General features: G+C 69.7%; 21 protein-coding genes. 2 read left to right on the top strand and 19 right to left on the bottom strand.

Annotation, left to right across the window (positions count from 1 at the left end; all coding sequences use genetic code 11):
• Nucleotides 1-21: 21 nt before the first annotated feature.
• The 4 genes from ACZ45T_RS00415 to ACZ45T_RS00400 form a co-directional block, all read right to left on the bottom strand.
• On the bottom strand, nt 22-1425 hold the full coding sequence (locus ACZ45T_RS00415; RefSeq protein WP_468435848.1) for an NAD(P)H-hydrate dehydratase: 1404 nt from the start codon (nt 1423-1425) through the stop codon (nt 22-24).
• Nucleotides 1426-1460: 35 nt separating this feature from the next.
• Nucleotides 1461-1829, bottom strand: a complete 369-nt coding sequence (locus ACZ45T_RS00410) for a holo-ACP synthase (RefSeq protein WP_468435846.1) — start codon at nt 1827-1829, stop codon at nt 1461-1463.
• A gap of 22 nt (nt 1830-1851) precedes the next feature.
• The gene (gene glmS / locus ACZ45T_RS00405; protein ID WP_468435844.1) at nt 1852-3699 is read right to left on the bottom strand and encodes a glutamine--fructose-6-phosphate transaminase (isomerizing); all 1848 of its coding nucleotides are present in this window, start codon (nt 3697-3699) and stop codon (nt 1852-1854) included.
• A gap of 120 nt (nt 3700-3819) precedes the next feature.
• Complete coding sequence (locus ACZ45T_RS00400; protein WP_468435842.1) at nt 3820-4593, bottom strand: hypothetical protein; 774 nt, start codon at nt 4591-4593, stop codon at nt 3820-3822.
• Nucleotides 4594-4895: 302 nt separating this feature from the next.
• On the opposite strand from ACZ45T_RS00400, the gene coaA reads away from it, so the two are divergent.
• Nucleotides 4896-5945: a type I pantothenate kinase gene (gene coaA, locus ACZ45T_RS00395; RefSeq protein WP_468435840.1), complete on the top strand. Its 1050-nt coding sequence runs from the start codon at nt 4896-4898 to the stop codon at nt 5943-5945.
• 72 nt (nt 5946-6017) lie between these two features.
• Nucleotides 6018-6983 carry a DUF389 domain-containing protein gene (locus ACZ45T_RS00390; protein ID WP_468435838.1) on the top strand — a complete coding sequence of 322 codons (966 nt, stop codon included), beginning with the start codon at nt 6018-6020 and terminating at the stop codon, nt 6981-6983.
• Nucleotides 6984-6986: 3 nt separating this feature from the next.
• Here ACZ45T_RS00390 and glmM read toward each other — a convergent pair whose 3' ends face one another.
• The 15 genes from glmM to secY form a co-directional block, all read right to left on the bottom strand.
• Complete coding sequence (glmM, locus tag ACZ45T_RS00385) at nt 6987-8345, bottom strand: phosphoglucosamine mutase (protein WP_468435836.1); 1359 nt, start codon at nt 8343-8345, stop codon at nt 6987-6989.
• Nucleotides 8346-8480: 135 nt separating this feature from the next.
• Complete coding sequence (rpsI, locus tag ACZ45T_RS00380; protein ID WP_189733342.1) at nt 8481-9002, bottom strand: 30S ribosomal protein S9; 522 nt, start codon at nt 9000-9002, stop codon at nt 8481-8483.
• A 42-nt stretch (nt 9003-9044) separates the two neighbouring features.
• Entirely contained in the window at nt 9045-9488 is a 444-nt protein-coding gene (rplM, locus tag ACZ45T_RS00375) for a 50S ribosomal protein L13 (RefSeq protein WP_073912858.1), read from the bottom strand.
• Between the two features lie 231 nt (nt 9489-9719).
• Nucleotides 9720-11015 (bottom strand): glycosyltransferase family 87 protein, encoded by a 1296-nt coding sequence (locus ACZ45T_RS00370; RefSeq protein ID WP_468435833.1) that lies wholly within the window; start codon nt 11013-11015, stop codon nt 9720-9722.
• A gap of 18 nt (nt 11016-11033) precedes the next feature.
• Entirely contained in the window at nt 11034-12662 is a 1629-nt protein-coding gene (locus tag ACZ45T_RS00365; protein ID WP_468435831.1) for an ABC-F family ATP-binding cassette domain-containing protein, read from the bottom strand.
• A 92-nt stretch (nt 12663-12754) separates the two neighbouring features.
• Nucleotides 12755-13606, bottom strand: coding sequence for a tRNA pseudouridine(38-40) synthase TruA (gene truA, locus ACZ45T_RS00360; RefSeq protein WP_468435829.1), 852 nt, complete (start codon nt 13604-13606; stop codon nt 12755-12757).
• A gap of 86 nt (nt 13607-13692) precedes the next feature.
• On the bottom strand, nt 13693-14157 hold the full coding sequence (rplQ, locus tag ACZ45T_RS00355; RefSeq protein WP_468435827.1) for a 50S ribosomal protein L17: 465 nt from the start codon (nt 14155-14157) through the stop codon (nt 13693-13695).
• Between the two features lie 133 nt (nt 14158-14290).
• Nucleotides 14291-15313 carry a DNA-directed RNA polymerase subunit alpha gene (locus ACZ45T_RS00350; RefSeq protein WP_008739666.1) on the bottom strand — a complete coding sequence of 341 codons (1023 nt, stop codon included), beginning with the start codon at nt 15311-15313 and terminating at the stop codon, nt 14291-14293.
• 150 nt (nt 15314-15463) lie between these two features.
• Nucleotides 15464-15868: a 30S ribosomal protein S11 gene (gene rpsK, locus ACZ45T_RS00345; RefSeq protein WP_003956432.1), complete on the bottom strand. Its 405-nt coding sequence runs from the start codon at nt 15866-15868 to the stop codon at nt 15464-15466.
• Between the two features lie 54 nt (nt 15869-15922).
• Entirely contained in the window at nt 15923-16303 is a 381-nt protein-coding gene (rpsM, locus tag ACZ45T_RS00340; RefSeq protein ID WP_007265919.1) for a 30S ribosomal protein S13, read from the bottom strand.
• Between the two features lie 198 nt (nt 16304-16501).
• Nucleotides 16502-16615 carry a 50S ribosomal protein L36 gene (gene rpmJ, locus ACZ45T_RS00335; protein WP_003956441.1) on the bottom strand — a complete coding sequence of 38 codons (114 nt, stop codon included), beginning with the start codon at nt 16613-16615 and terminating at the stop codon, nt 16502-16504.
• A gap of 74 nt (nt 16616-16689) precedes the next feature.
• Nucleotides 16690-16911, bottom strand: coding sequence for a translation initiation factor IF-1 (gene infA, locus ACZ45T_RS00330; protein WP_003956442.1), 222 nt, complete (start codon nt 16909-16911; stop codon nt 16690-16692).
• Between the two features lie 138 nt (nt 16912-17049).
• Nucleotides 17050-17901 (bottom strand): type I methionyl aminopeptidase, encoded by an 852-nt coding sequence (map, locus tag ACZ45T_RS00325; protein WP_468435825.1) that lies wholly within the window; start codon nt 17899-17901, stop codon nt 17050-17052.
• Between the two features lie 168 nt (nt 17902-18069).
• On the bottom strand, nt 18070-18717 hold the full coding sequence (locus ACZ45T_RS00320; protein ID WP_319725412.1) for an adenylate kinase: 648 nt from the start codon (nt 18715-18717) through the stop codon (nt 18070-18072).
• Nucleotides 18717-20030 carry a preprotein translocase subunit SecY gene (gene secY / locus ACZ45T_RS00315; protein WP_468435822.1) on the bottom strand — a complete coding sequence of 438 codons (1314 nt, stop codon included), beginning with the start codon at nt 20028-20030 and terminating at the stop codon, nt 18717-18719. Before secY ends, ACZ45T_RS00320 begins: the two co-directional genes overlap by 1 nt.
• Nucleotides 20031-20090: the final 60 nt, after the last annotated feature.

Here is a 20090-nt window from a genome sequence, read left to right as displayed (position 1 = left end):
ACGGCGCCGAGCCCGGCAGAGTCACGGCCGGCGGACGTCCCGCCAAGCTTCCGGCAAAGACTCGGCCACGTCCTGCGCGAGCAGCGGCCCGCCGCGGAGACGGGCCGCCAGGCCGTGGAGGTACGCCGCCACCGAGCCGGCGTCCGCCCCGGACAGCCCGCCCGCCAGCAGCGACCCGGCCAGCCCGGACAGCACGTCCCCGCTCCCGGCGGTGGCCAGCCACGCGGTCCCCGTCGGGTTCACCCGTACAGGGGACTCCCCGGAGGCGACCAGCGTCGTCGAGCCCTTCAGCAGCACCGCCGCCCCGTACCGCCCGGCCAGCTCCCGTACGGCGGCCAGCCGCCCGGCCTCCACCGACTCCCTCGGCACCCCCAGCAGCGCCGCCGCCTCCCCCGCGTGCGGGGTCAGCAGGGTCGGGGTCGTCCGGGCCCTCAGCACCTCCGGGTCCAGCCCGCGCAGCCCGTCCGCGTCGACCAGCACCGGCACCGGCTCCGGGTCCGCCAGGATCCGCGCGACCTCCCCGGCGCGCCCCTCCCCCAGCCCGGGCCCGACCACCCACGCCTGCACCCGGCCCCGCCCGATCAGCGTCTCCGGGAAGCGGGCCAGCACCGCGTCCGCCGCCGGACCCACGTACCGCACCGCGCCCGCGCCGCCCCGCAGGGCTCCCGCCACGGCCAGCACCGCCGCGCCCGGGTACTGCGCGGACCCGGCGACGATCCCGACCACGCCCCGCCGGTACTTGTCGCTCGACGCCGTCGGCACCGGCAGCAGCGCGGCCACATCGGCGTGCTGCAAGGCCTCCACCTGCGGCGTCGGCAGCTCCAGCCCGATGTCGACGAGGTGCACCACCCCCGCTCGCGAGGCCCCGGGGTCGATCAGCAGACCGGGCTTGTACGCCCCGAAGGTCACCGTCACATCGGCCGTGACGGCCGGCTCCCGGGCCTCCCCCGTGTCCGCGTCCACCCCGCTCGGCAGGTCCACGGCCACCACCACCGCACCCGCCGGGATCCGCTCCACGAGCGCGGCCGCCGCCGGCCGCAGCCCGCCCCGCCCGCCGATCCCGAGCAGCCCGTCCAGTACGAGGTCCGCCCGGGCGGGTACGGCGTCCGCCACTCGGCCCCCGGCGGCGCGCAGCGCGGCCAGCCCGCCCGGGTGCATCCGCGCCGGGTCCATGGGTACCGCCGTCACGCCGGCGCCGCGCCTCGCCAGCCGCGCGCCCGCGTACAGCGCGTCGCCGCCGTTGTCCCCGGGCCCGACCAGCAGCACCACCCGCGCCCCGTAGACCCGTCGCCGACGGGCCAGCAGCCCCGCGCAGACGGCGGCCAGCCCGGCCGCCGCCCGCTGCATCAGGGCACCCTCCGGCAGCCGGGCCATCAGCTCCCGCTCGGCGGCCCGTACGGTCTCCACGCTGTAAGCAGTACGCATGGCACCAGCGTGCCGGACGAGGGGCCCGTCGGGGCCTAACCCTCCGCGATCACCACGGCGGAGGCCACACCGGCGTCGTGGCTCAGCGAGATGTGCCAGGACTTCACGCCCAGCGCGAGCGCCCGCGCCTCGACCGTCCCTGACACCCGCAGCCGCGGTTGGCCGGAGTCCTCCACGTACACCTCGGCGTCGGTCCACAGCAGCCCGCCGGGCGCGCCCAGCGCCTTGGCCAGGGCCTCCTTGGCCGCGAAGCGGGCGGCGAGCGAGGCGATTCCGCGCCGCTCGCCGCTCGGCAGCATCAACTCGGAGTCCAGGAACAGGCGCTGCGCCATGTTCGGCGTCCGCTCCAGCGCCGCATCGAACCGCTCGATCTCCGCCACGTCGATCCCGACGCCGATAATCACAACAACAGCCCCGCTTACTCGCTCACTCCACCGTCACCGACTTTGCGAGGTTACGCGGCTGGTCCACCTCGTTGCCCCGGGCGGTCGCCAGCTCGCATGCGAACACCTGGAGCGGCACCGTCGCCACCAGCGGCTGGAGCAGCGTCGGCGTGGCCGGGATCCGGATCAGGTGGTCGGCGTACGGGACGACCGCCTCGTCGCCCTCCTCCGCGATCACGATGGTCCGCGCCCCGCGCGCCCGGATCTCCTGGATGTTCGACACGATCTTGTCGTGGAGCACCGACCGGCCGCGCGGCGACGGCACGACCACCACCACCGGCAGGTCCTTCTCGATCAGCGCGATCGGCCCGTGCTTGAGCTCGCCCGCCGCGAAGCCCTCGGCGTGCATGTACGCCAGCTCCTTGAGCTTGAGCGCGCCCTCCAGCGCCACCGGGTACCCGACGTGCCGCCCCAGGAAGAGCACGGTGTTCTTGTCGGCGAGGGAGCGCGCGAGCTCCCGTACCGGCTCCATGGTCTCCAGTACGGTGTCCACCGCCGCGGCGATGTCCGACAGCTCGCGGATCACCGCCTGGATCTCGTCGCCCCACTTCGTGCCCCGGACCTGCCCGAGGTACAGCGCGACCAGGTAGCAGGCCACCAGCTGCGTCAGGAACGCCTTCGTCGAGGCGACGGCGACCTCCGGACCGGCGTGCGTGTAGAGCACGGCATCCGATTCGCGCGGGATCGTCGACCCGTTCGTATTGCAGATGGCCAGCACCTTGGCCCCCTGCTCGCGCGCGTGCCGGAGCGCCATCAGGGTGTCCATGGTCTCGCCGGACTGCGAGATCGCGACCACCAGCGTCCGCTGGTCCAGGATCGGGTCGCGGTAGCGGAACTCGCTCGCCAGCTCCGTCTCGCACGGGATGCGGGTCCAGTGCTCGATGGCCAGCTTCGCGATCATGCCCGCGTGGTACGCCGTACCGCACGCCACGATCACGACCTTGTCGACCTCCCTGAGCACCGAGACGGGGATGCGCACCTCGTCCAGGGTCAGCGAGCCGCTCGCGTCGATCCTGCCCAGGAGGGTGTCGGCGACAGCCTTCGGCTGCTCGGCGATCTCCTTGAGCATGAAGTAGTCATAGCCCCCCTTCTCGGCCGCCGAGGCGTCCCAGTCCACGTGGTACGCCCGCACGGACGCGGGCGAACCGTCGAAGTTGGTCACCGAGACCCCTTGGCGGCGGAGCTCGACGACCTGGTCCTGCCCCAGCTCGATCGCGGACCGGGTGTGGGCGATGAACGCGGCCACGTCCGAGGCGAGGAAGTTCTCACCCTCTCCAACGCCCACCACCAGGGGCGAGTTCCGGCGCGCGCCGACCACCACGTCCGGCTCGTCGGCGTGCACCGCGACCAGCGTGAAGGCACCCTCCAGCTGCCTGCACACCTGCCGCATGGCCGCCGCGAGATCGCCCGTCGCCGCGAACCGCTCGGCCAGCAGATGCGCCACGACCTCGGTGTCCGTATCGGAATCCAGCCGGTGTCCGCGCTCGGCCAGCTCGGCCCGCAGGGCGGCGAAGTTCTCGATGATGCCGTTGTGCACGACGGCCACGCGCCCCGAATTGTCGAGGTGCGGGTGGGCGTTGACGTCGGTGGGCCCGCCGTGGGTCGCCCACCGGGTGTGCCCGAGCCCCGTGGAACCGGCCGGCAGCGGGTGCCCGACCAGCTCCTTCTCCAGATTGACGAGCTTCCCGGCCTTCTTGGCAGCGGCCAGGCCCCCGTCGGCGAGCACGGCGACCCCGGCCGAGTCGTAGCCCCGGTACTCCAGCCGCTTGAGTCCGGCGATGACCACATCGAGCGCCGACTGCGCTCCCACGTAACCCACAATTCCGCACATAGGCCGCAGCGTACGCCGTAGTTGGCCGTCTGCCCTGTACCTGAACAAGACGAAAAACCCCGCCCCGGCGAATGCGCCGGAGCGGGGTTGACGAACCGTTCGAACGGGCCCTCGGAAGCCTTAGCCGAGCTTCTTGACCTGCGCCTCGATGACCGGCTTCGGCTGCTCGGCGTTGCCGGTCAGGTTGACGCTGCTGAAGGTGGCCAGCGTGCCGCCCTTGCGCACCACCGCGTACTGCCAGGTGGCCTTCTCGCCTTCCTTCAGGTCCATGACGACGGCGAAGGTGAGGGACTCGTCGCCGCCCGCGACCGCGGCACCGGGCGTGACCTTGTCGATCTTCGTCTTCTCGCCCTCGGCGGTGACCGTGTAGCCGCCGGCGCAGGCCGTGGCCGCGGTCTTCAGCGCGGTGAAGGCCTCCTCGGCGCCCTTGCCGTCGTAGGAGTTCAGGGCGACCGAGGTCCTCGTCACGCTGAGGCCCTTCATGGCCGCGTCCAGCTTCTCCTCCATGGTGGCCCCCTCGGCGGCCGGCTTCGGCTTGGAGGTGGCGGCGACCCCCGCGGTGCCGGCGGGCTTGCCCTGCGCCGCGTACGACTGGAGCTGGACCAGCGGCTTGCACTCGGGCTTGTCGCTCTCGGCGGGCTTCTCCTTCGAGGCCGCGGCCGCGGCGGCGTCCTCCTCCACCTTGAACTCCGGCAGGTCGGCCTGCGTGACCAGCAGCGGAGTCAGCTCGGCGGCCGTCTTCCCCTTGGCGGCCGGGGCCGCGGAGGTCGCGGGGGCGGACGCCTTGGCGTCCGACTTGGTGTCGGCCTTGTCGGAGCCGCACGCGGTGGCCAGCAGGGACAGGGACACCGCGGACGCGGTCAGGACGGCACGACGGACAAGAGCGGTACGCACGAAAGATCTCCCCCATGGAGCGGAATGCAGCAGGGCAGCCCGGACGGCACCCCGCCGGAGCGGGGCGCAGGTCTGAACCGCGGTGATCGAAACAATGTACGGGCAGATGGATCACTCGCTCGACATCGGTCGCGGTCGCAACGAATCGTGACCCGGGCGAGACCTCAAGAGACTCCAATCGAAACCGACCGCCGTACAACCGCTCCCGTACCGGCCAGGTCCTGGCCGGTACGGGCCCGCGCCGCTCCACACGTGACCGACCACACCACCCACAACCGCCCCCGAGCGCCGACAATGGCGGTGTGATCACTTCGCCGCCACGAAGCAGCACGCCGGACAACGCAACGGAGCGCACCGGCCGGGACGGGCACCCCACGCGTCCCGCCCACCGCCGGAGCCCCGACGCCTCGCCGTACGTCGACCTCACCCGCGCCGAGTGGAGCGCCCTGCGCGAGCGGACCCCGCTGCCGCTGACCGCCGACGAGGTCGAGCGGCTGCGCGGCCTCGGCGACGTCATCGACCTCGACGAGGTCCGGGACGTCTACCTGCCGCTCTCCCGCCTCCTGAACCTCTACGTCGGCGCCACCAGCAACCTCCGCGGCACCCTCAACACCTTCCTCGGCGACGCGGGCAACGGCCACGGCGCCCAGCAGGGCACCCCCTTCGTCATAGGGGTCGCCGGTTCGGTCGCCGTCGGCAAGTCCACCGTGGCCCGCCTGCTCCAGGCCCTGCTCGCCCGCTGGCCCGAGCACCCGCGCGTGGAGCTGGTCACCACCGACGGCTTCCTCTACCCGATGAAGGAGCTCCAGCGGCGCGGGCTCACCTCCCGCAAGGGCTTCCCCGAGTCCTACGACCGCCGCGCGCTCACCCGTTTCGTAGCCGACATCAAGGCCGGCAAGGACGAGGTCCGGGCCCCGGTCTACTCGCACCTGATCTACGACATCGTGCCGGGCGAGGAGCTCGTCGTGCGCCGCCCGGACATCCTGATCGTCGAGGGCCTCAACGTGCTCCAGCCGGCGCTCCCCGGCACGGACGGCCGCACCCGCGTCGCGCTCGCCGACTACTTCGACTTCAGCGTGTACGTGGACGCGCGCCCCGAGGACATCGAGCGCTGGTACCTGGGCCGCTTCCGCAAGCTGCGCGAGACCGCGTTCCAGAATCCTTTCTCCTACTTCCGCAAGTACACCCAGGTCTCCGAGGAGGAGGCCATGGAGTACGCGCAGACGATGTGGCGGACCGTCAACAAGCCCAACCTGCTGGAGAACGTGGCGCCCACCCGCGGCCGGGCCACCCTCGTCGTGCGCAAGGGCCCGGACCACAAGGTGCAGAAGCTGAGCCTCCGCAAGCTCTAGCGGTTCCGGCGGTTCCGGCGGCTCCAGCGGCTCCGGCAGCTCCGGCGGCCCCGCAGTGGCTATGGTGCGGGAATGCTGCATCTGCGGATGATCACCCCGCGCCACCTCACGGACCAGGTGGTGGAGCTGATCGACCAAACGGTCGGAACCACCCACCTGGTCGTACTGACCGGTGCCGCCCGCGACCCCGAGGGCGATCTCGTGCTGTGCGACGTCGCCCGCGAGGCGGCCGACGAGCTGCTGCAGGAGATGCGCTCGCTCGGCATCGACAAGACCGGTTCGATCGCCGTCGAGAACATCGACCTGTCGATCTCCAAACGCGCCGACGACGCGGAGGAGGAGGCACCGGGCGAGGCCGCCGACGCGGTGGTCTGGGAACAGCTCGCCGAGTCGACGCACGAGGAATCCACCCTCACGATCACCTACAGCGCCTTCATGATCGTGGCGACGATGATCGCGGCCTGCGGCGTGGTCCTCGACAACGCGATCCTGATCGTGGGCGCCATGGCGGTCGGCCCGGAGTTCGGCCCGCTCGCCGGCATCTGCACGGGCCTGGTGCAGCGCCGGCCGAGGCTCGCCGGACGTTCCCTCTTCGCGCTGGTGGTCGGCTTCGCGGCGGCGATCGTGGCGACGACGGTCTTCAGCCTGGGGATGGACGCGCTCGACCTCTTCCACGAGGGAATGCTCGACAACCCCCGGCCGAACACCAGCTTCATCTGGCAGCCCGACCCGTTCTCCTTCGTCGTGGCGCTGCTCGCCGGCGTGGCCGGCATGCTGTCGCTGACGTCGGCGAAGGCCGGTGCGCTGGTCGGCGTGGCGATCTCCGTCACCACCGTCCCGGCGGGCGCCAACGCCGCCGTGGCCCTCAGCTACGGAGGTTTCGCCCAGATGTGGGGCTCGGCCGTCCAACTGGCGGTCAACCTGGGCGGCATCATCCTCTCCGGCACGCTCACCCTCATCGCCTGGAAACTGCTGTGGCGCACCCAGCACGACCGGATGTTCCGGAAGCCGGGTGCGCCACGGCGCACGAACGGTTAGCGCCTAGCCGAGCGCCGACTTCACGACGTCCGCGAGCCGCCCGGCGACCGCGCGGGCCTGCTCGATGTCGGCAGCCTCGACCATCACCCGTACGAGCGGCTCCGTACCGGAGGGGCGCAGCAGCACCCGCCCGGTGGTGCCCAGCTCGCGCTCGGCGTCGGCCACCGCCGCGGCCAGTTCCGCGGAGGTGGTGACGCGGGACTTGTCCACGTCGGGAACGTTGATCAGCACCTGCGGCAGCCGCTGCATCACGCCCGCCAGCTCGGCGAGGGACTTGCCGGTGGCCGCGACCCGCGCCGCCAGCAGCAGGCCGGTCAGCGTGCCGTCACCGGTCGTCGCGTGGTCGAGGATGATCACGTGGCCGGACTGCTCGCCGCCGAGCGCGTAACCGTGCTCCTTCATCGACTCCAGCACGTACCGGTCGCCGACGCCGGTCTGTACGACCTGGATGCCCTCGCCCTCCATGGCCAGCTTGAAGCCCAGGTTGGACATCACGGTGCCGACCACGGTGTTCTCGCGCAGCTGCCCGGCCTCGCGCATGGCCAGCGCCAGCACCGCGAGGATCTGGTCGCCGTCGACCTCCGCGCCGGTGCCGTCCACGGCCAGGCAGCGGTCCGCGTCACCGTCGTGCGCGATGCCGAAGTCGGCGCCGTGCTCGACCACGGCGGCCTTGAGCAGGCCGAGGTGGGTGGAGCCGCAGCCGTCGTTGATGTTCAGGCCGTCCGGCTCGGCGCCGATCGTGACGATCTCCGCGCCGGCCCGGGTGAAGGCCTCGGGCGAGACGAAGGCGGCCGCGCCGTGCGCCTCGTCCAGGACGACCTTCAGGCCGTCGAGGCGGTTCGGCAGCGCGCCCATCAGGTGGCCGACGTACTTCTCGAAGCCCTCGGTGTAGTCCGAGACCCGGCCGACGCCCGCGCCGGTGGGCCGGTCCCAGGGAGCGCCGGTGCGGTGCTCCTCGTAGACGGACTCGATGCGGTCCTCCAGCTCGTCGGCGAGCTTGTGGCCGCCGCGCGCGAAGAACTTGACGCCGTTGTCGGGCATGGCGTTGTGGCTGGCGGAGAGCATCACGCCGAGGTCGGCACCCAGCGCACCGGTGAGATACGCCACCGCCGGGGTGGGCAGCACACCGACGCGCAGGACGTCCACGCCCGCGCTCGCGAGGCCGGCCACGACCGCCGCCTCGAGGAATTCGCCGGAGGCCCGGGGATCCCGGCCGACCACGGCGGTGGCCCGGTGGCCCGCGAAGGTGCCCGCTTCGGCCAGTACGTGGGCAGCCGCCACGGAGAGGCCGAGCGCGAGCTCCGCCGTCAGATCCGCATTGGCGACGCCGCGTACACCGTCCGTCCCGAAGAGTCGTCCCACTGTTGTCCTCCCGAGTTTCCGCTTCGCGTGTGACCGCTTGTGACTGGTATTTGCCGCTTGTGGCGGTAAACGAACCGCCCCGGCAGCACAGAGAGTGCTGCCGGGGCGGTTTCGTTGCAGAACAGCAGGCGCAGATTAACGCTTGCTGTACTGCGGAGCCTTACGGGCCTTCTTGAGACCGGCCTTCTTGCGCTCGACCGCACGGTCGTCGCGGGAGAGGAAGCCGGCCTTCTTCAGCGCCGGGCGGTTGTTGTCCACGTCCGCCTCGTTCAGCGCACGGGCCACACCGAGGCGCAGGGCGCCGGCCTGGCCGGACACGCCGCCACCCGCGATGCGGGCGATGACGTCGTAGCGGCCGTCAAGCTCGAGGAGCTTGAAGGGCTCGTTGACTTCCTGCTGGTGCACCTTGTTGGGGAAGTAGTCCTCAAGGGTGCGACCGTTGATCTTCCACTTGCCGGTGCCCGGAACGATCCGGACGCGGGCGATGGCGTTCTTGCGACGGCCCAGGCCGGCAGCCGGCTGGGGGTCGCCGAAGCGACCGGCAAGGGACTCGGAGGTGTAGTCGCCCTCGACGACGACCTCAGACTCGCTGGTGTACTCCTCGACGTTGCCCTCGAACTCGTCGACGGGGGTCGTCTCGGCGGTGGTCTCGGCCACGATGCTCCTCAGAATTTTCTACGTCTTAGGGGGTGGCCGGAACTACTGCGCGACCTGGGTGATCTCGAACGGCACCGGCTGCTGGGCAGCGTGGGGGTGCTGGTCGCCCGAGTAGACCTTCAGCTTCGAGAGCATCTGACGGCCCAGGGTGTTCTTGGGGAGCATGCCCTTGATGGCCTTCTCGACGGCCTTCTCCGGGTTGTTCGCCAGGAGGTCGTCGTAGCGCACCGAGCGGAGACCACCCGGGTAGCCGGAGTGGCGGTACGCCATCTTCTGGGTCGCCTTGTTGCCGGACAGGTGAACCTTGTCGGCGTTGACGATGATGACGAAGTCGCCCATGTCCATGTGGGGGGCGTAGGTCGGCTTGTGCTTGCCCCGCAGGAGGGCAGCGGCCTGGGTCGCCAGACGGCCGAGGACAACGTCCTGGGCGTCGATGACGAGCCACTGGCGCGAGATGTCGCCGGGCTTGGGGCTGAACGTACGCACGCGTATGCCTTCGCTTCTTCAGTGGTGGTATCCCAAGGGCGCAAGCCCCACGGGAAGGTCCTGACAGGGTCACCACGGACGATCACGACAGCCCTCGCTCACATCGGGGACGCAACCCGTGTGAACCGCTGGTCATCGGTCCGGTGGACCGGCGCAAGGCCCTTTCACGTGAGAATGAGAAAGCCAATACGCATAACAAACCAGCAGGGTACCCAAGCAGACCCTTACGGGTCAAAACGCGGTCCGCGATGCCGATTCTGCTGGCGTCGCGGCGCACTCCGGTTCGGTCCTGGGTGGGGACTCCGCAGTTGTTACGGGTCCCAGAGTAACCCGACCGGAGCGCAGCGCACGACGCACCAGCAGACTCGCGAGCCCGCACAGGGTGGCGCAGTCCTTGAAGGCGCGCCGTTTGTGCGCCAGCTCCGAGGGCCACGGGATCAGGGCCACCTGCGGCGTCAGGGCCAGCCAGAACCAGGGCGAGCGGGGCATCGAGCCCGGCCGCACCGCCGAGGCCAGCAGCAGCGGGAGCACCACCAGGAGGTAGTGGTCGAAGGACGGCCGCGACACCAGGAATGCGGCGAGCATCACCATGCAGGCGGTCTCCACGAGCCGCAGTTCGCCCCGGTCGGCCCCGTCACCCTCGGCGGAGTCCGGCCGCCGCCAGCGCGCCCAGGCCCCCCACAGCCCCGCCGCGGCCCCGGCGAAGGCGACCAGCAACGCCAGCGGCTCCGGCACCCCCAGCCGCGGCAGCACCGCGATCGGCGAGGCGTCCCAGGGCAGCGCGTACGCGTCCTGCCCCTGGAGCAGGAACGGCAGGGTCTTGGTGAAGAACAGCATCGGGCTCGGCATCATCAGCGCCCCGGCCAGCGAGAGCCCCAGCGGCACCAGCACGGCCGCGGCCAGCCCCCGCCACTGCCGGGCGATGAGGAACAGCAGCCCGATCGGCACCAGCATCGGCTTGCACGCGATCGCCACCCCGACCACCACACCGGCCGCGACCCACGACCGCCGCTGCGCGAGCAGCAGCGCCACCGGCAGCGCGGCCGCCGAGATGGCGGTCCAGTTGCCGATCAGCACGAGGTTCACGTACGGCTTGTAGGCGAGGGCGAACACCGCGAAACCGCCGAACGCGAACCGCGAGCGCAGCGGCACCGAGAACATCCGCAGCGCGGCCAGCCAGCCGATGCCGATCAGCCCCGACATCCCGACCGGCAGCAGCCACCGCAGCACCTGGTGCGGCAGCAGCGCCTCCGGAATCGCCATGATCACGGCGCTGGGGAGGTACAGGAAGCGCTTGTCCTCGTACGGCGACCCGCCCGCCAGCAGCGTCTCCGCGGCCTTGACCACGAAGGCGTTGTCGGAGCCCCAGTTCGCCCGCAGGCTCGTGGAGACGCAGACCCCGAGGAGCACCGCGAGGGAGACGACCTGCCAGGACCGGGAGGCCGGCCGCAGCAGCCAGTCGACCAGCCGGTTCCCGGATCTCGGGTCCTCCTGCTTCATGAGCCAGATGCCAGGCCTCAGGCCCACGACGCCTCTCCTTCGGTGCTAGCGCTTGCGCTCGACTCTACGTTCGTCCCAGACGGGTTCCTGAGTCTCCCGCACAACACCGTCCGAACCGAAGACCAGGTAACGGTCAAATGTGCGCGCGAACCACCGGTCGTGCGTGACGCACAGCACAGTGCCCTCGTACGCCTCCAGGCCGTCCTGGAGCGCCTCCGCGGACTCCAGGTCCAGGTTGTCCGTCGGCTCGTCCAGCAGCAGCGCCGTGGTGCCGGCCAGCTCCAGCAGCAGGATCTGGAAACGCGCCTGCTGGCCGCCCGAGAGCTTCTCGAACGGCTGCTCGCCCTGGCGCTCCAGCTCGTACCGGCGCAGCACCCCCATCGCCGCGCCCAGGGGCTTGGCGGCCTCCGTCCACAGGATGTCGACGAGGGTGCGCCCGAAGAGCTCGGGATGGGCGTGGGTCTGCGCGAAGTGCCCGGGGACCACCCGCGCGCCCAGCTTCCACGTGCCCGTGTGCTTGACGTCCTCGCCCGCCAGCAGCCGCAGGAAGTGCGACTTGCCGGAGCCGTTCGAGCCGAGCACCGCGACCCGCTCGCCGTAGAAGACCTCCAGCGAGAAGGGCTTCATCAGGCCGGTGAGCTCCAGGTTCTCCACGGTGAGCGCGCGTACGCCCGTACGCCCGCCCTTGAGCCGCATCCGGATGTCCTGCTCGCGCGGCGGCTCCGGCGGCGGGCCGGCCTCCTCGAACTTCTGGAAGCGGGTCTGCATCGCCCGGTACCGCGAGGCCATGTCGGGGCTGCTCGCGGCCTGGTTGCGCAGCCGCAGCACCAGGGCCTTCAGCCGGGCGTGCTCCTCGTCCCAGCGCCGCTTGAGCTCCTCGAAGCGGGCGAAGCGCTCCTTGCGGGCCTGGTGGTACGTGTCGAAGCCCGCGCCGTGCACCCAGACGTCCGTGCCCATCGGGCTCGGCTCCAGGCTGATGATCTTCTCGGCGGCCCGGGACAGCAGCTCCCGGTCGTGCGACACGAACAGCACCGTCTTGCGGGTGGCCTTCAGCTGCTCCTCCAGCCACCGCTTGCCCGGGACGTCCAGGTAGTTGTCCGGCTCGTCGAGCAGCAGCACCTCGTCCGGCCCGCGCAGCAGCGCCTCCAGGACCAGCCGCTTCTGCTCACCGCCGGACAGCGTGCGCACCTCGCGGAACTGCGCCGAGTCGTACGGGATGGCCAGCGCGGCCATGGTGCAGACGTCCCACAGGGTCTCCGCCTCGTAGCCCTGGACGTCGGCCCAGTCGCTGAGCGCCTGCGCGTAAGCCATCTGCGCGGCCTCGTCGTCGACCGTCAGGATCAGCTGCTCGGCCCGGTCCACGGCCCTCGCCGCCTCCCGGATCCGCGGCTGCGCCACCGATACCAGCAGGTCACGCACGGTCGTTTCGTCGCGTACGGAGCCCACGAACTGCGACATCACGCCCAGGCCGCCGCTCACGGTGACCGCGCCGCCGTGCGGCTGGAGCTCGCCGGAGATCATCTTGAGCAGAGTGGTCTTGCCGGCCCCGTTCGCCCCGACCAGGGCGACGACCGACCCCTCCCCCACGCGGAAGGAGACGTCCGGGAGCAGTACCCGCCCGTCGGGAAGGTAGTACTCCAGGTGGCTGGCTTCGAGATGTCCCATGCCGGGCATTGTCCAGGTCCGCCGCCGATCCGCCCAAACGGATTAGCCGGACACCGCCCGACGGCCGACACCGCCCGCCGGCCGTCGGCAGCAGCCGGCGGTCAGCAGCAGCCGGCGCCCGGCAGGGTCCGCATGTTGCGCGCTTCCTTGCTGCGCGCGGCCAGCAGCTCGTCGGCCGGGTAGCCGACCTCCTCCAGGGTCAGCCCGTGCGGCTTGACGACGTGCACCGAGGAGTCCCGTACGGCGGCTTCCAGCACCTTGCCGGGCCAGTCGGTGGGCCGGTGCCCGTCCCCGACGTGCAGCAGGGCGCCCACCAGCGAGCGGACCATGTTGTGGCAGAAGGCGTCGGCGCGGACGGTCGCGGTGATGATCCCGTCCTCGGCGCGCTCCCAGCTGAGCTGCTGGAGCGTACGGATGGTCGTGGCGCCCTCGCGCTTCTTGCAGTACGCGGCGAAGTCGTGCTCGCCCAGCAACGGGGCGGCGGCCTCGTTCATGGCGTCCACGTCGAGCGGCCACTGGTGCCACAGCACGTGGCCGCGGCGCAGCGGGTCGACGCCGCCCTGGTGGTCGCCGACGCGGTAGGCGTAGCGGCGCCAGATGGCCGAGAAGCGCGCGTTGAAGCCCTGGGGGGCCTCGGCGACCTTCCACACCCGGATGTCGTGCGGCAGCCGGCCGGCGAGGCGGCGCAGCAGCTTGTCGTGGTGCTCGGCCCACACCTCCTCGGCCAGGTCGAACTGCGCGACCTGCCCGCGGGCGTGCACGCCCGCGTCGGTACGTCCGGCCACGGTCAGCTCGACCGGGTCGGGCAGCCGCATCACGGTCTGCAGGGCCGACTCCAGCTCGCCCTGCACGGTCCGCAGCACGCGCTGCTTCGCCCAGCCGGAGAAGTCCTTGCCGTCGTACGACAGGTCCAGCCGCACCCGGACGTGCCCGGGCTCCACCTCGTCACTCACGTGACAGATCCTCTCAGAATGGCAAACGGGCCCGCCCCGTGAGGGGCGGGCCCGTTCAGAGCCGTTCAGCGTGATCCCGGAGGGGATCAGGCCTCCTTGGTCTCCTCGGTGGCGGGAGCCTCGGCGGCCTCCGCCTCCTTGACCGCGCGCTTGGTGGCGGCCTCGGCCTCACCGGTGGCCTGCTGGGCGACCGTAAGGGCCTCGACCAGCTCGATCACGGCCATCGGGGCGTTGTCGCCACGACGGTTGCCGATCTTGGTGATGCGCGTGTAACCACCGGGGCGGTTCTCGTAGCGCGGGGCGATCTCGGTGAACAGCGTGTGCACGATGCTCTTGTCCGTGATCGTCTGCAGCACCAGGCGACGGTTGTGGATGTCGCCCTTCTTGGCCTTGGTGACCAGACGCTCGGCGTAGGGACGCAGGCGGCGGGCCTTGGCCTCGGTGGTGGTGATGCGGCCGTGCTCGAAGAGCGCCTTCGCGAGGTTCGCGAGGAGGTGCTTCTCGTGCGCGGCGCTGCCGCCCAGACGGGCACCCTTTGCGGGACGCGGCATGGTGTTACTCCTTCATATCTGCACCGGCCGTGTCAGGTACCGGTGTCAGTTCCCCCGAGGCGGATGCCGCGGGAAAGTTCACACCCGGCCGGCGGTCGGGGCCCAGGGCCCCAGCCGCCGGCGGCGGGGAAAATCAGTACTGCTCGGTCTCGACGAAACCGGCGTCCGCGTCGTCGTCGGCGCCGAAGGCGTCGGCGGCGGCGGTCGGGTCGAATCCGGGCGGGCTGTCCTTGAGGGCCAGGCCCATGCCGGCCAGCTTCGCCTTGACCTCGTCGATCGACTTCGCACCGAAGTTGCGGATGTCGAGCAGGTCGGCCTCGGAGCGGGCGACGAGCTCACCCACGGAGTGGATGCCCTCGCGCTTGAGGCAGTTGTACGACCGAACGGTGAGCTCGAGCTCCTCGATCGGCAGCGCCAGGTCGGCGGCCAGGGCGGCGTCCGTCGGGGACGGGCCCATGTCGATGCCCTCGGCGTCGATGTTGAGCTCGCGCGCCAGACCGAACAGCTCGACCAGGGTCTTACCGGCGGACGCCATGGCGTCGCGCGGGCGCATGGCCTGCTTGGTCTCGACGTCGACGATCAGCTTGTCGAAGTCGGTGCGCTGCTCGACTCGGGTCGCCTCGACCTTGTAGGTGACCTTGAGGACCGGGCTGTAGATGGAGTCGATCGGGATGCGACCGATCTCCTGGCCCAGCTGCTTGTTCTGGACGGCGGAGACGTAGCCGCGACCGCGCTCGACGGTCAGCTCCATCTCCAGCTTGCCCTTGCCGTTGAGCGTGGCGAGGACCAGGTCCGGGTTGTGCACCTCGACACCGGCCGGGGGCGCGATGTCGGCAGCGGTGACCAGGCCGGGACCCTGCTTGCGCAGGTACATCACGACCGGCTCGTCGTGCTCCGAGGAGACGACCAGCTGCTTGATGTTCAGGATGATGTCGGTGACGTCTTCCTTGACACCCGGCACGGTGGTGAACTCGTGCAGGACGCCGTCCACGCGGATGCTGGTGACAGCGGCACCCGGGATCGAGGACAGGAGCGTGCGGCGCAGGGAGTTGCCGAGGGTGTAGCCGAAGCCCGGCTCCAGCGGCTCGATCACGAACCGCGAGCGGTACTCGTCGACGACCTCTTCGGTCAGCGAAGGACGCTGAGCGATAAGCATGTCTGTGTTCCTTCATTCGTGGACGCCCACTATTTGACGCCCGACGGGATGCCGTACCGGAGTACGGCTACTGCAAGGGTACGGGCGGCACGCCCCCCGAAGGGGTCGTACCGCCCGGACACTCAAGAACGCACAGGTGCGTCCGCTGCGTCAGACGCGGCGGCGCTTCGGCGGGCGGCAGCCGTTGTGCGGGGTGGGGGTGACGTCCTGGATCGAGCCGACCTCGAGGCCAGTGGCCTGGAGGGAGCGGATCGCGGTCTCGCGGCCGGAGCCCGGACCCTTGACGAAGACGTCAACCTTGCGCATGCCGTGCTCCTGCGCGCGGCGGGCGGCCGACTCGGCGGCCATCTGCGCGGCGAAGGGGGTGGACTTGCGCGAGCCCTTGAAGCCGACGTGGCCGGCGGAGGCCCAGGAGATCACGTTGCCCGAGGGGTCCGTGATCGAAACGATGGTGTTGTTGAACGTGCTCTTGATGTGGGCGTGCCCGTGAGCGACGTTCTTCTTTTCCTTGCGGCGCACCTTCTTGGCAGCGCCCTGACGACCCTTGGGGGGCATCTAAATCTCCTACGGGAGGTGGTCGGTCCTACAGCGCAAGACCGCTGAACAGGACTACTTCTTGCCCGGCTTCTTCTTACCGGCGATCGCGCGACGCGGGCCCTTGCGGGTACGCGCGTTCGTGCTGGTGCGCTGACCGTGCACCGGCAGGCCACGACGGTGGCGGATGCCCTGGTAGCACTGGATCTCGATCTTGCGACGGATGTCGCCCTGGATCTCGCGGCGGAGGTCACCCTCGGTACGGAGGTTGGCGTCCACGTACTCGCGGATCTTGACGAGGTCCTCTTCGGCCAGGTCACGAACGCGGGTGTTCGGGTTCACGCCGGTGGAGGCGAGGATCTCCTTGGACCGGGTGCGCCCGATACCGAAGACGTAGGTGAGTGCGATCTCCACGCGCTTTTCGCGCGGGATGTCAACACCGGAAACGCGTGCCACAAATGGCTCCTGTGTGTTCGGGGGTCTTCCGCAGAACCACTCCCGACCGCCGACCGCCCTTGATGGATGGTGGTACGTCCGGGTCCCCGGCCCCCGCCGGAGGTACCGCCGGCCCTGGTGAGGGCTGGGCGGGTTCTGCGTATGTACGTTTTCTTACGTCGCGCGAAGAACTGCGGAAGGCAGGTCGGTCGGCGTGCGTCAGCCCTGGCGCTGCTTGTGGCGCAGGTTGTCGCAGATGACCATGACCCGACCGTGACGGCGGATCACCTTGCACTTGTCGCAGATCTTCTTGACGCTCGGCTTGACCTTCATGTTGGTGAGGTTCTCCGGGTCAGTGCCACCACCCGCGCCGGGACAAGTCGCCCAGGCGGGAGTGAAGACAAGATCTACTTGTATCGGTAGACGATCCGGCCACGCGTCAGGTCGTACGGAGACAGCTCCACGACGACCCGGTCATCAGGGAGGATGCGGATGTAGTGCATGCGCATCTTGCCGCTGATGTGCGCGAGGACCTTGTGACCGTTCTGGAGTTCCACCTTGAACATCGCGTTCGGGAGGGACTCGATCACGGTGCCCTCGATTTCGATGGCACCTTGCTTCTTGGCCACGCTTCGCCTTTCGAATCGGCTACCTTGATCGGCCTCGCGCGCCATGCAGGCATGGAAGTGCACGAGAGCCGACGAGTCAGTCTACGTCAGGGCACCCAGAAAGACGAATCCGGAAAGTTTGCCCCAGAGTGTAGATCATTACGCCAGAGGGTCCGGAGCCGTGGTGACTCCATACTCCGCCAGCTTCGCCTTGCCGCAGTCCGGGCTGGTCAGGACGATGGGGCCGTCCTCGGTCAGCGCGATGGAGTGCTCCCAGTGCGAGGACCAGGTGCCGTCCGTCGTGATGACCGTCCAGTCGTCCGCCAGGACCTCCGTCTGGGCGGTGCCCAGGGAGACCATGGGCTCGATCGCCAGGCAGAGGCCCGGGACCAGCTTGATCCCCTTGCCCCGCTTGCGCGAGACGTAGTTCAGCAGGTGGGGGTCCATGTGCATCTCGGACCCGATGCCGTGGCCGCCGTAGTCCTCGATGATCCCGAACTTGCCGAGGCTGTGCTCACCGGTGGTGGGGCGGGGCTGGCGCTTGATGTACGTCTCGATGGCCTTGGAGATGTCCACGAGGCGGTTGCCGAGCTTCATGGCGGCGATCCCGGCCCACATGGACTCCTCGGTCACCCGGGACAGCTCCAGGAGCTCAGGGGCGTGCCCGGTGCCCACGAAGGCGGTGTACGCGGCGTCGCCGTGCCAGCCGTCCACGATCGCGCCGGCGTCGATCGAGATGATGTCGCCGTCCTTGAGGACCGTCTTGTCGTCCGGGATGCCGTGGACCACGACCTCGTTCACCGAGGTGCAGATCGTCGCGGGGAAGCCGCCGTAGCCGAGGAAGTTCGACTTGGCCCCGGCGTCCGAGATGACCTTGCGGGCGACCATGTCCAGATCCCGCGTCGTGGCGCCCGGCACGGCCGCCTCACGGGTCGCCGCGTGGATCGCGGCGACGACCAGCCCCGCCTCGCGCATCTTCGCGATCTGCTCGGGGGTCTTGATCTGGACCATGTAGAACAGCCTTCCCTTTTTTGCGGCTAAACCGCCGCCGCTCTCGCGGAGGTGGTTGATCTCCGCTGTGCTACCTCAATTATTGGCTGATGGCGTACGAAGCCGCGTCATGCAGACGGCCGCGGCGCCCCGAGGGACACCGCGGCCGTACCTGCACACAAAGGGTTACTACTTCTTCAGGGCGTCCATCGCGCGCTTCGTGACGTCCGCGACCTCACCGAGGGCCGGGATGGTCACCAGCAGGCCCTGGGCCTTGTAGTAGTCGATGATCGGCTCGGTCTGCGTGTGGTAGACCTCGAGCCGGTTGCGCACCGTCGCCTCGGAGTCGTCTCCGCGCTGGTACAGCTCGCCGCCGCAGGTGTCGCAGACACCCTCGGCCTTCGGCGGGGCGTACGTCACGTGGAAGACGTGCGAGGAGTCGTTGCGGCAGATCCGGCGACCGGCGATCCGCTTGACGACCTCGTCCTCCTCGACCTCGAGGTCGAGGACGGCGTCGAGCTTCATGCCCTCGGCCTGGAGCATCACGTCGAGCGCCTCGGCCTGCGAGACGTTGCGCGGGAAGCCGTCGAGCAGGAAGCCGCCCACGGCGTCGGGCTGCTCCATCCGGTCCTTGGCCATGCCGATGGTCACCTCGTCGGGGACCAGGTCGCCGGCGTCCATGTACGCCTTCGCCTGCTTGCCCAGCTCGGTGCCCTGGCTGATGTTGGCCCGGAACAGGTCGCCCGTGGAGATGTGCGGGATCGACAGGTTCTTGGCAAGGAACGCGGCCTGCGTTCCCTTGCCCGCACCGGGCGGTCCGACGAGGACGATTCGCATCAGCGGAGGAACCCTTCGTAATTACGCTGCTGGAGCTGGCTCTCGATCTGCTTCACGGTTTCCAGACCCACACCCACGATGATCAGGATGCTCGTCCCGCCGAACGGGAAGTTCTGGTTCGCTCCGAAGCCGGCCAACGCCATCGTCGGCACAAGAGCGATGAGACCCAGGTACAGCGACCCCGGCCAGGTGATCCGGTTGAGTACGTAGCTGAGGTACTCGGCGGTGGGTCGACCGGCGCGGATGCCCGGGATGAACCCACCATACTTCTTCATGTTGTCTGCAACTTCCTCGGGGTTGAACGAGATCGCCACGTAGAAGAACGCGAAGAAGACGATCAGGAGGAAGTACACCGCGATGTAGTACGGGTGGTCGCCCTTGACGAAGTGCTTCTGGATCCAGGTGGCCCAGCCCGCGGTGGAACCGCTGAACTGTACGACCAGCGCCGGGATGTAGAGCAGCGACGAGGCGAAGATGACGGGGATGATGCCCGCCTGGTTCACCTTGAGCGGGATGTAGGTCGACGTACCGCCGTAGGCACGGCGGCCGATCATGCGCTTCGCGTACTGGACCGGGATCCGGCGCTGCGCCTGCTCGACGAAGACCACCAGGCCCACCATCGCGAGGCCCACCAGCATGACGACGCCGAACTCGACCCAACCGTCGGCGATCTTGCCCTGGAGCTTGATCTGCCAGAGGGCGCCGATGAAGCCGGCGGCGATCGAGATGAACATGAGGATCGACATGCCGTTGCCGATGCCGCGGTCGGTGACGAGCTCACCGAGCCACATGACGACGCAGGTACCAGCGGTCATGGTGACCACCATGACGACCGTGGTGAAGATCGACCGGTCGGGGACGATCTGGCTGGCGACCTGGCAACCCTGGAACAGGGCGCCGGTGCGGGCGGTGGCGACGAGGCCGGTGCCCTGCAGGATCGCGAGCGCGACCGTCAGATAGCGCGTGTACTGAGTGATCTTCGCCGTGCCGGACTGGCCCTCTTTTTTGAGGGTCTCCAGCTTCGGGATGACCACGGTCAGCAGCTGCAGAATGATGCTCGCCGTGATGTACGGCATGATGCCGAGCGCAAAGATCGTGATCTGCAGCAGCGCACCGCCGCTGAACATGTTGACGAGACCGAACAGCCCATTGCTGCTGCCTGCCTGGTCGACACAGATCTGAACGTTCTTGTAGCTCACGCCGGGAACCGGGATGTGGGACCCGAGCCGGAACAGCACGATGATGCCGAGCGTGAAGAGCAGCTTCTTGCGCAGGTCGGGCGTCTTGAACGCCCGGGCGAACGCGGTGAGCACGGTGCCTCCTGCGACCCCCGCGCTACTGCGTCAAGGGTGACGGTCTGAGGGATCGACGTA

It is taken from the genome of Streptomyces sp. NPDC030995 (assembly GCF_055571215.1).
The sequence above is the reverse complement of the archived record's forward strand: the minus strand, read 5'-3'. Positions and strand labels throughout refer to the sequence as shown.

Coding starts and splice junctions, on each gene's coding strand:
- glmS (WP_468435844.1), bottom strand. CDS start 3,699: ATGTGCGGAATTGTGGGTTACGTGGGAGCGCAGTCGGCGCTCGATGTG.
- rpsK (WP_003956432.1), bottom strand. CDS start 15,868: ATGCCCCCCAAGGGTCGTCAGGGCGCTGCCAAGAAGGTGCGCCGCAAG.
- ACZ45T_RS00350 (WP_008739666.1), bottom strand. CDS start 15,313: ATGCTTATCGCTCAGCGTCCTTCGCTGACCGAAGAGGTCGTCGACGAG.
- ACZ45T_RS00320 (WP_319725412.1), bottom strand. CDS start 18,717: ATGCGAATCGTCCTCGTCGGACCGCCCGGTGCGGGCAAGGGAACGCAG.
- ACZ45T_RS00415 (WP_468435848.1), bottom strand. CDS start 1,425: ATGCGTACTGCTTACAGCGTGGAGACCGTACGGGCCGCCGAGCGGGAG.
- ACZ45T_RS00390 (WP_468435838.1), top strand. CDS start 6,018: ATGCTGCATCTGCGGATGATCACCCCGCGCCACCTCACGGACCAGGTG.
- map (WP_468435825.1), bottom strand. CDS start 17,901: ATGGTCCAGATCAAGACCCCCGAGCAGATCGCGAAGATGCGCGAGGCG.
- ACZ45T_RS00365 (WP_468435831.1), bottom strand. CDS start 12,662: ATGCCCGGCATGGGACATCTCGAAGCCAGCCACCTGGAGTACTACCTT.
- rpmJ (WP_003956441.1), bottom strand. CDS start 16,615: ATGAAGGTCAAGCCGAGCGTCAAGAAGATCTGCGACAAGTGCAAGGTG.
- rplQ (WP_468435827.1), bottom strand. CDS start 14,157: ATGCCGCGTCCCGCAAAGGGTGCCCGTCTGGGCGGCAGCGCCGCGCAC.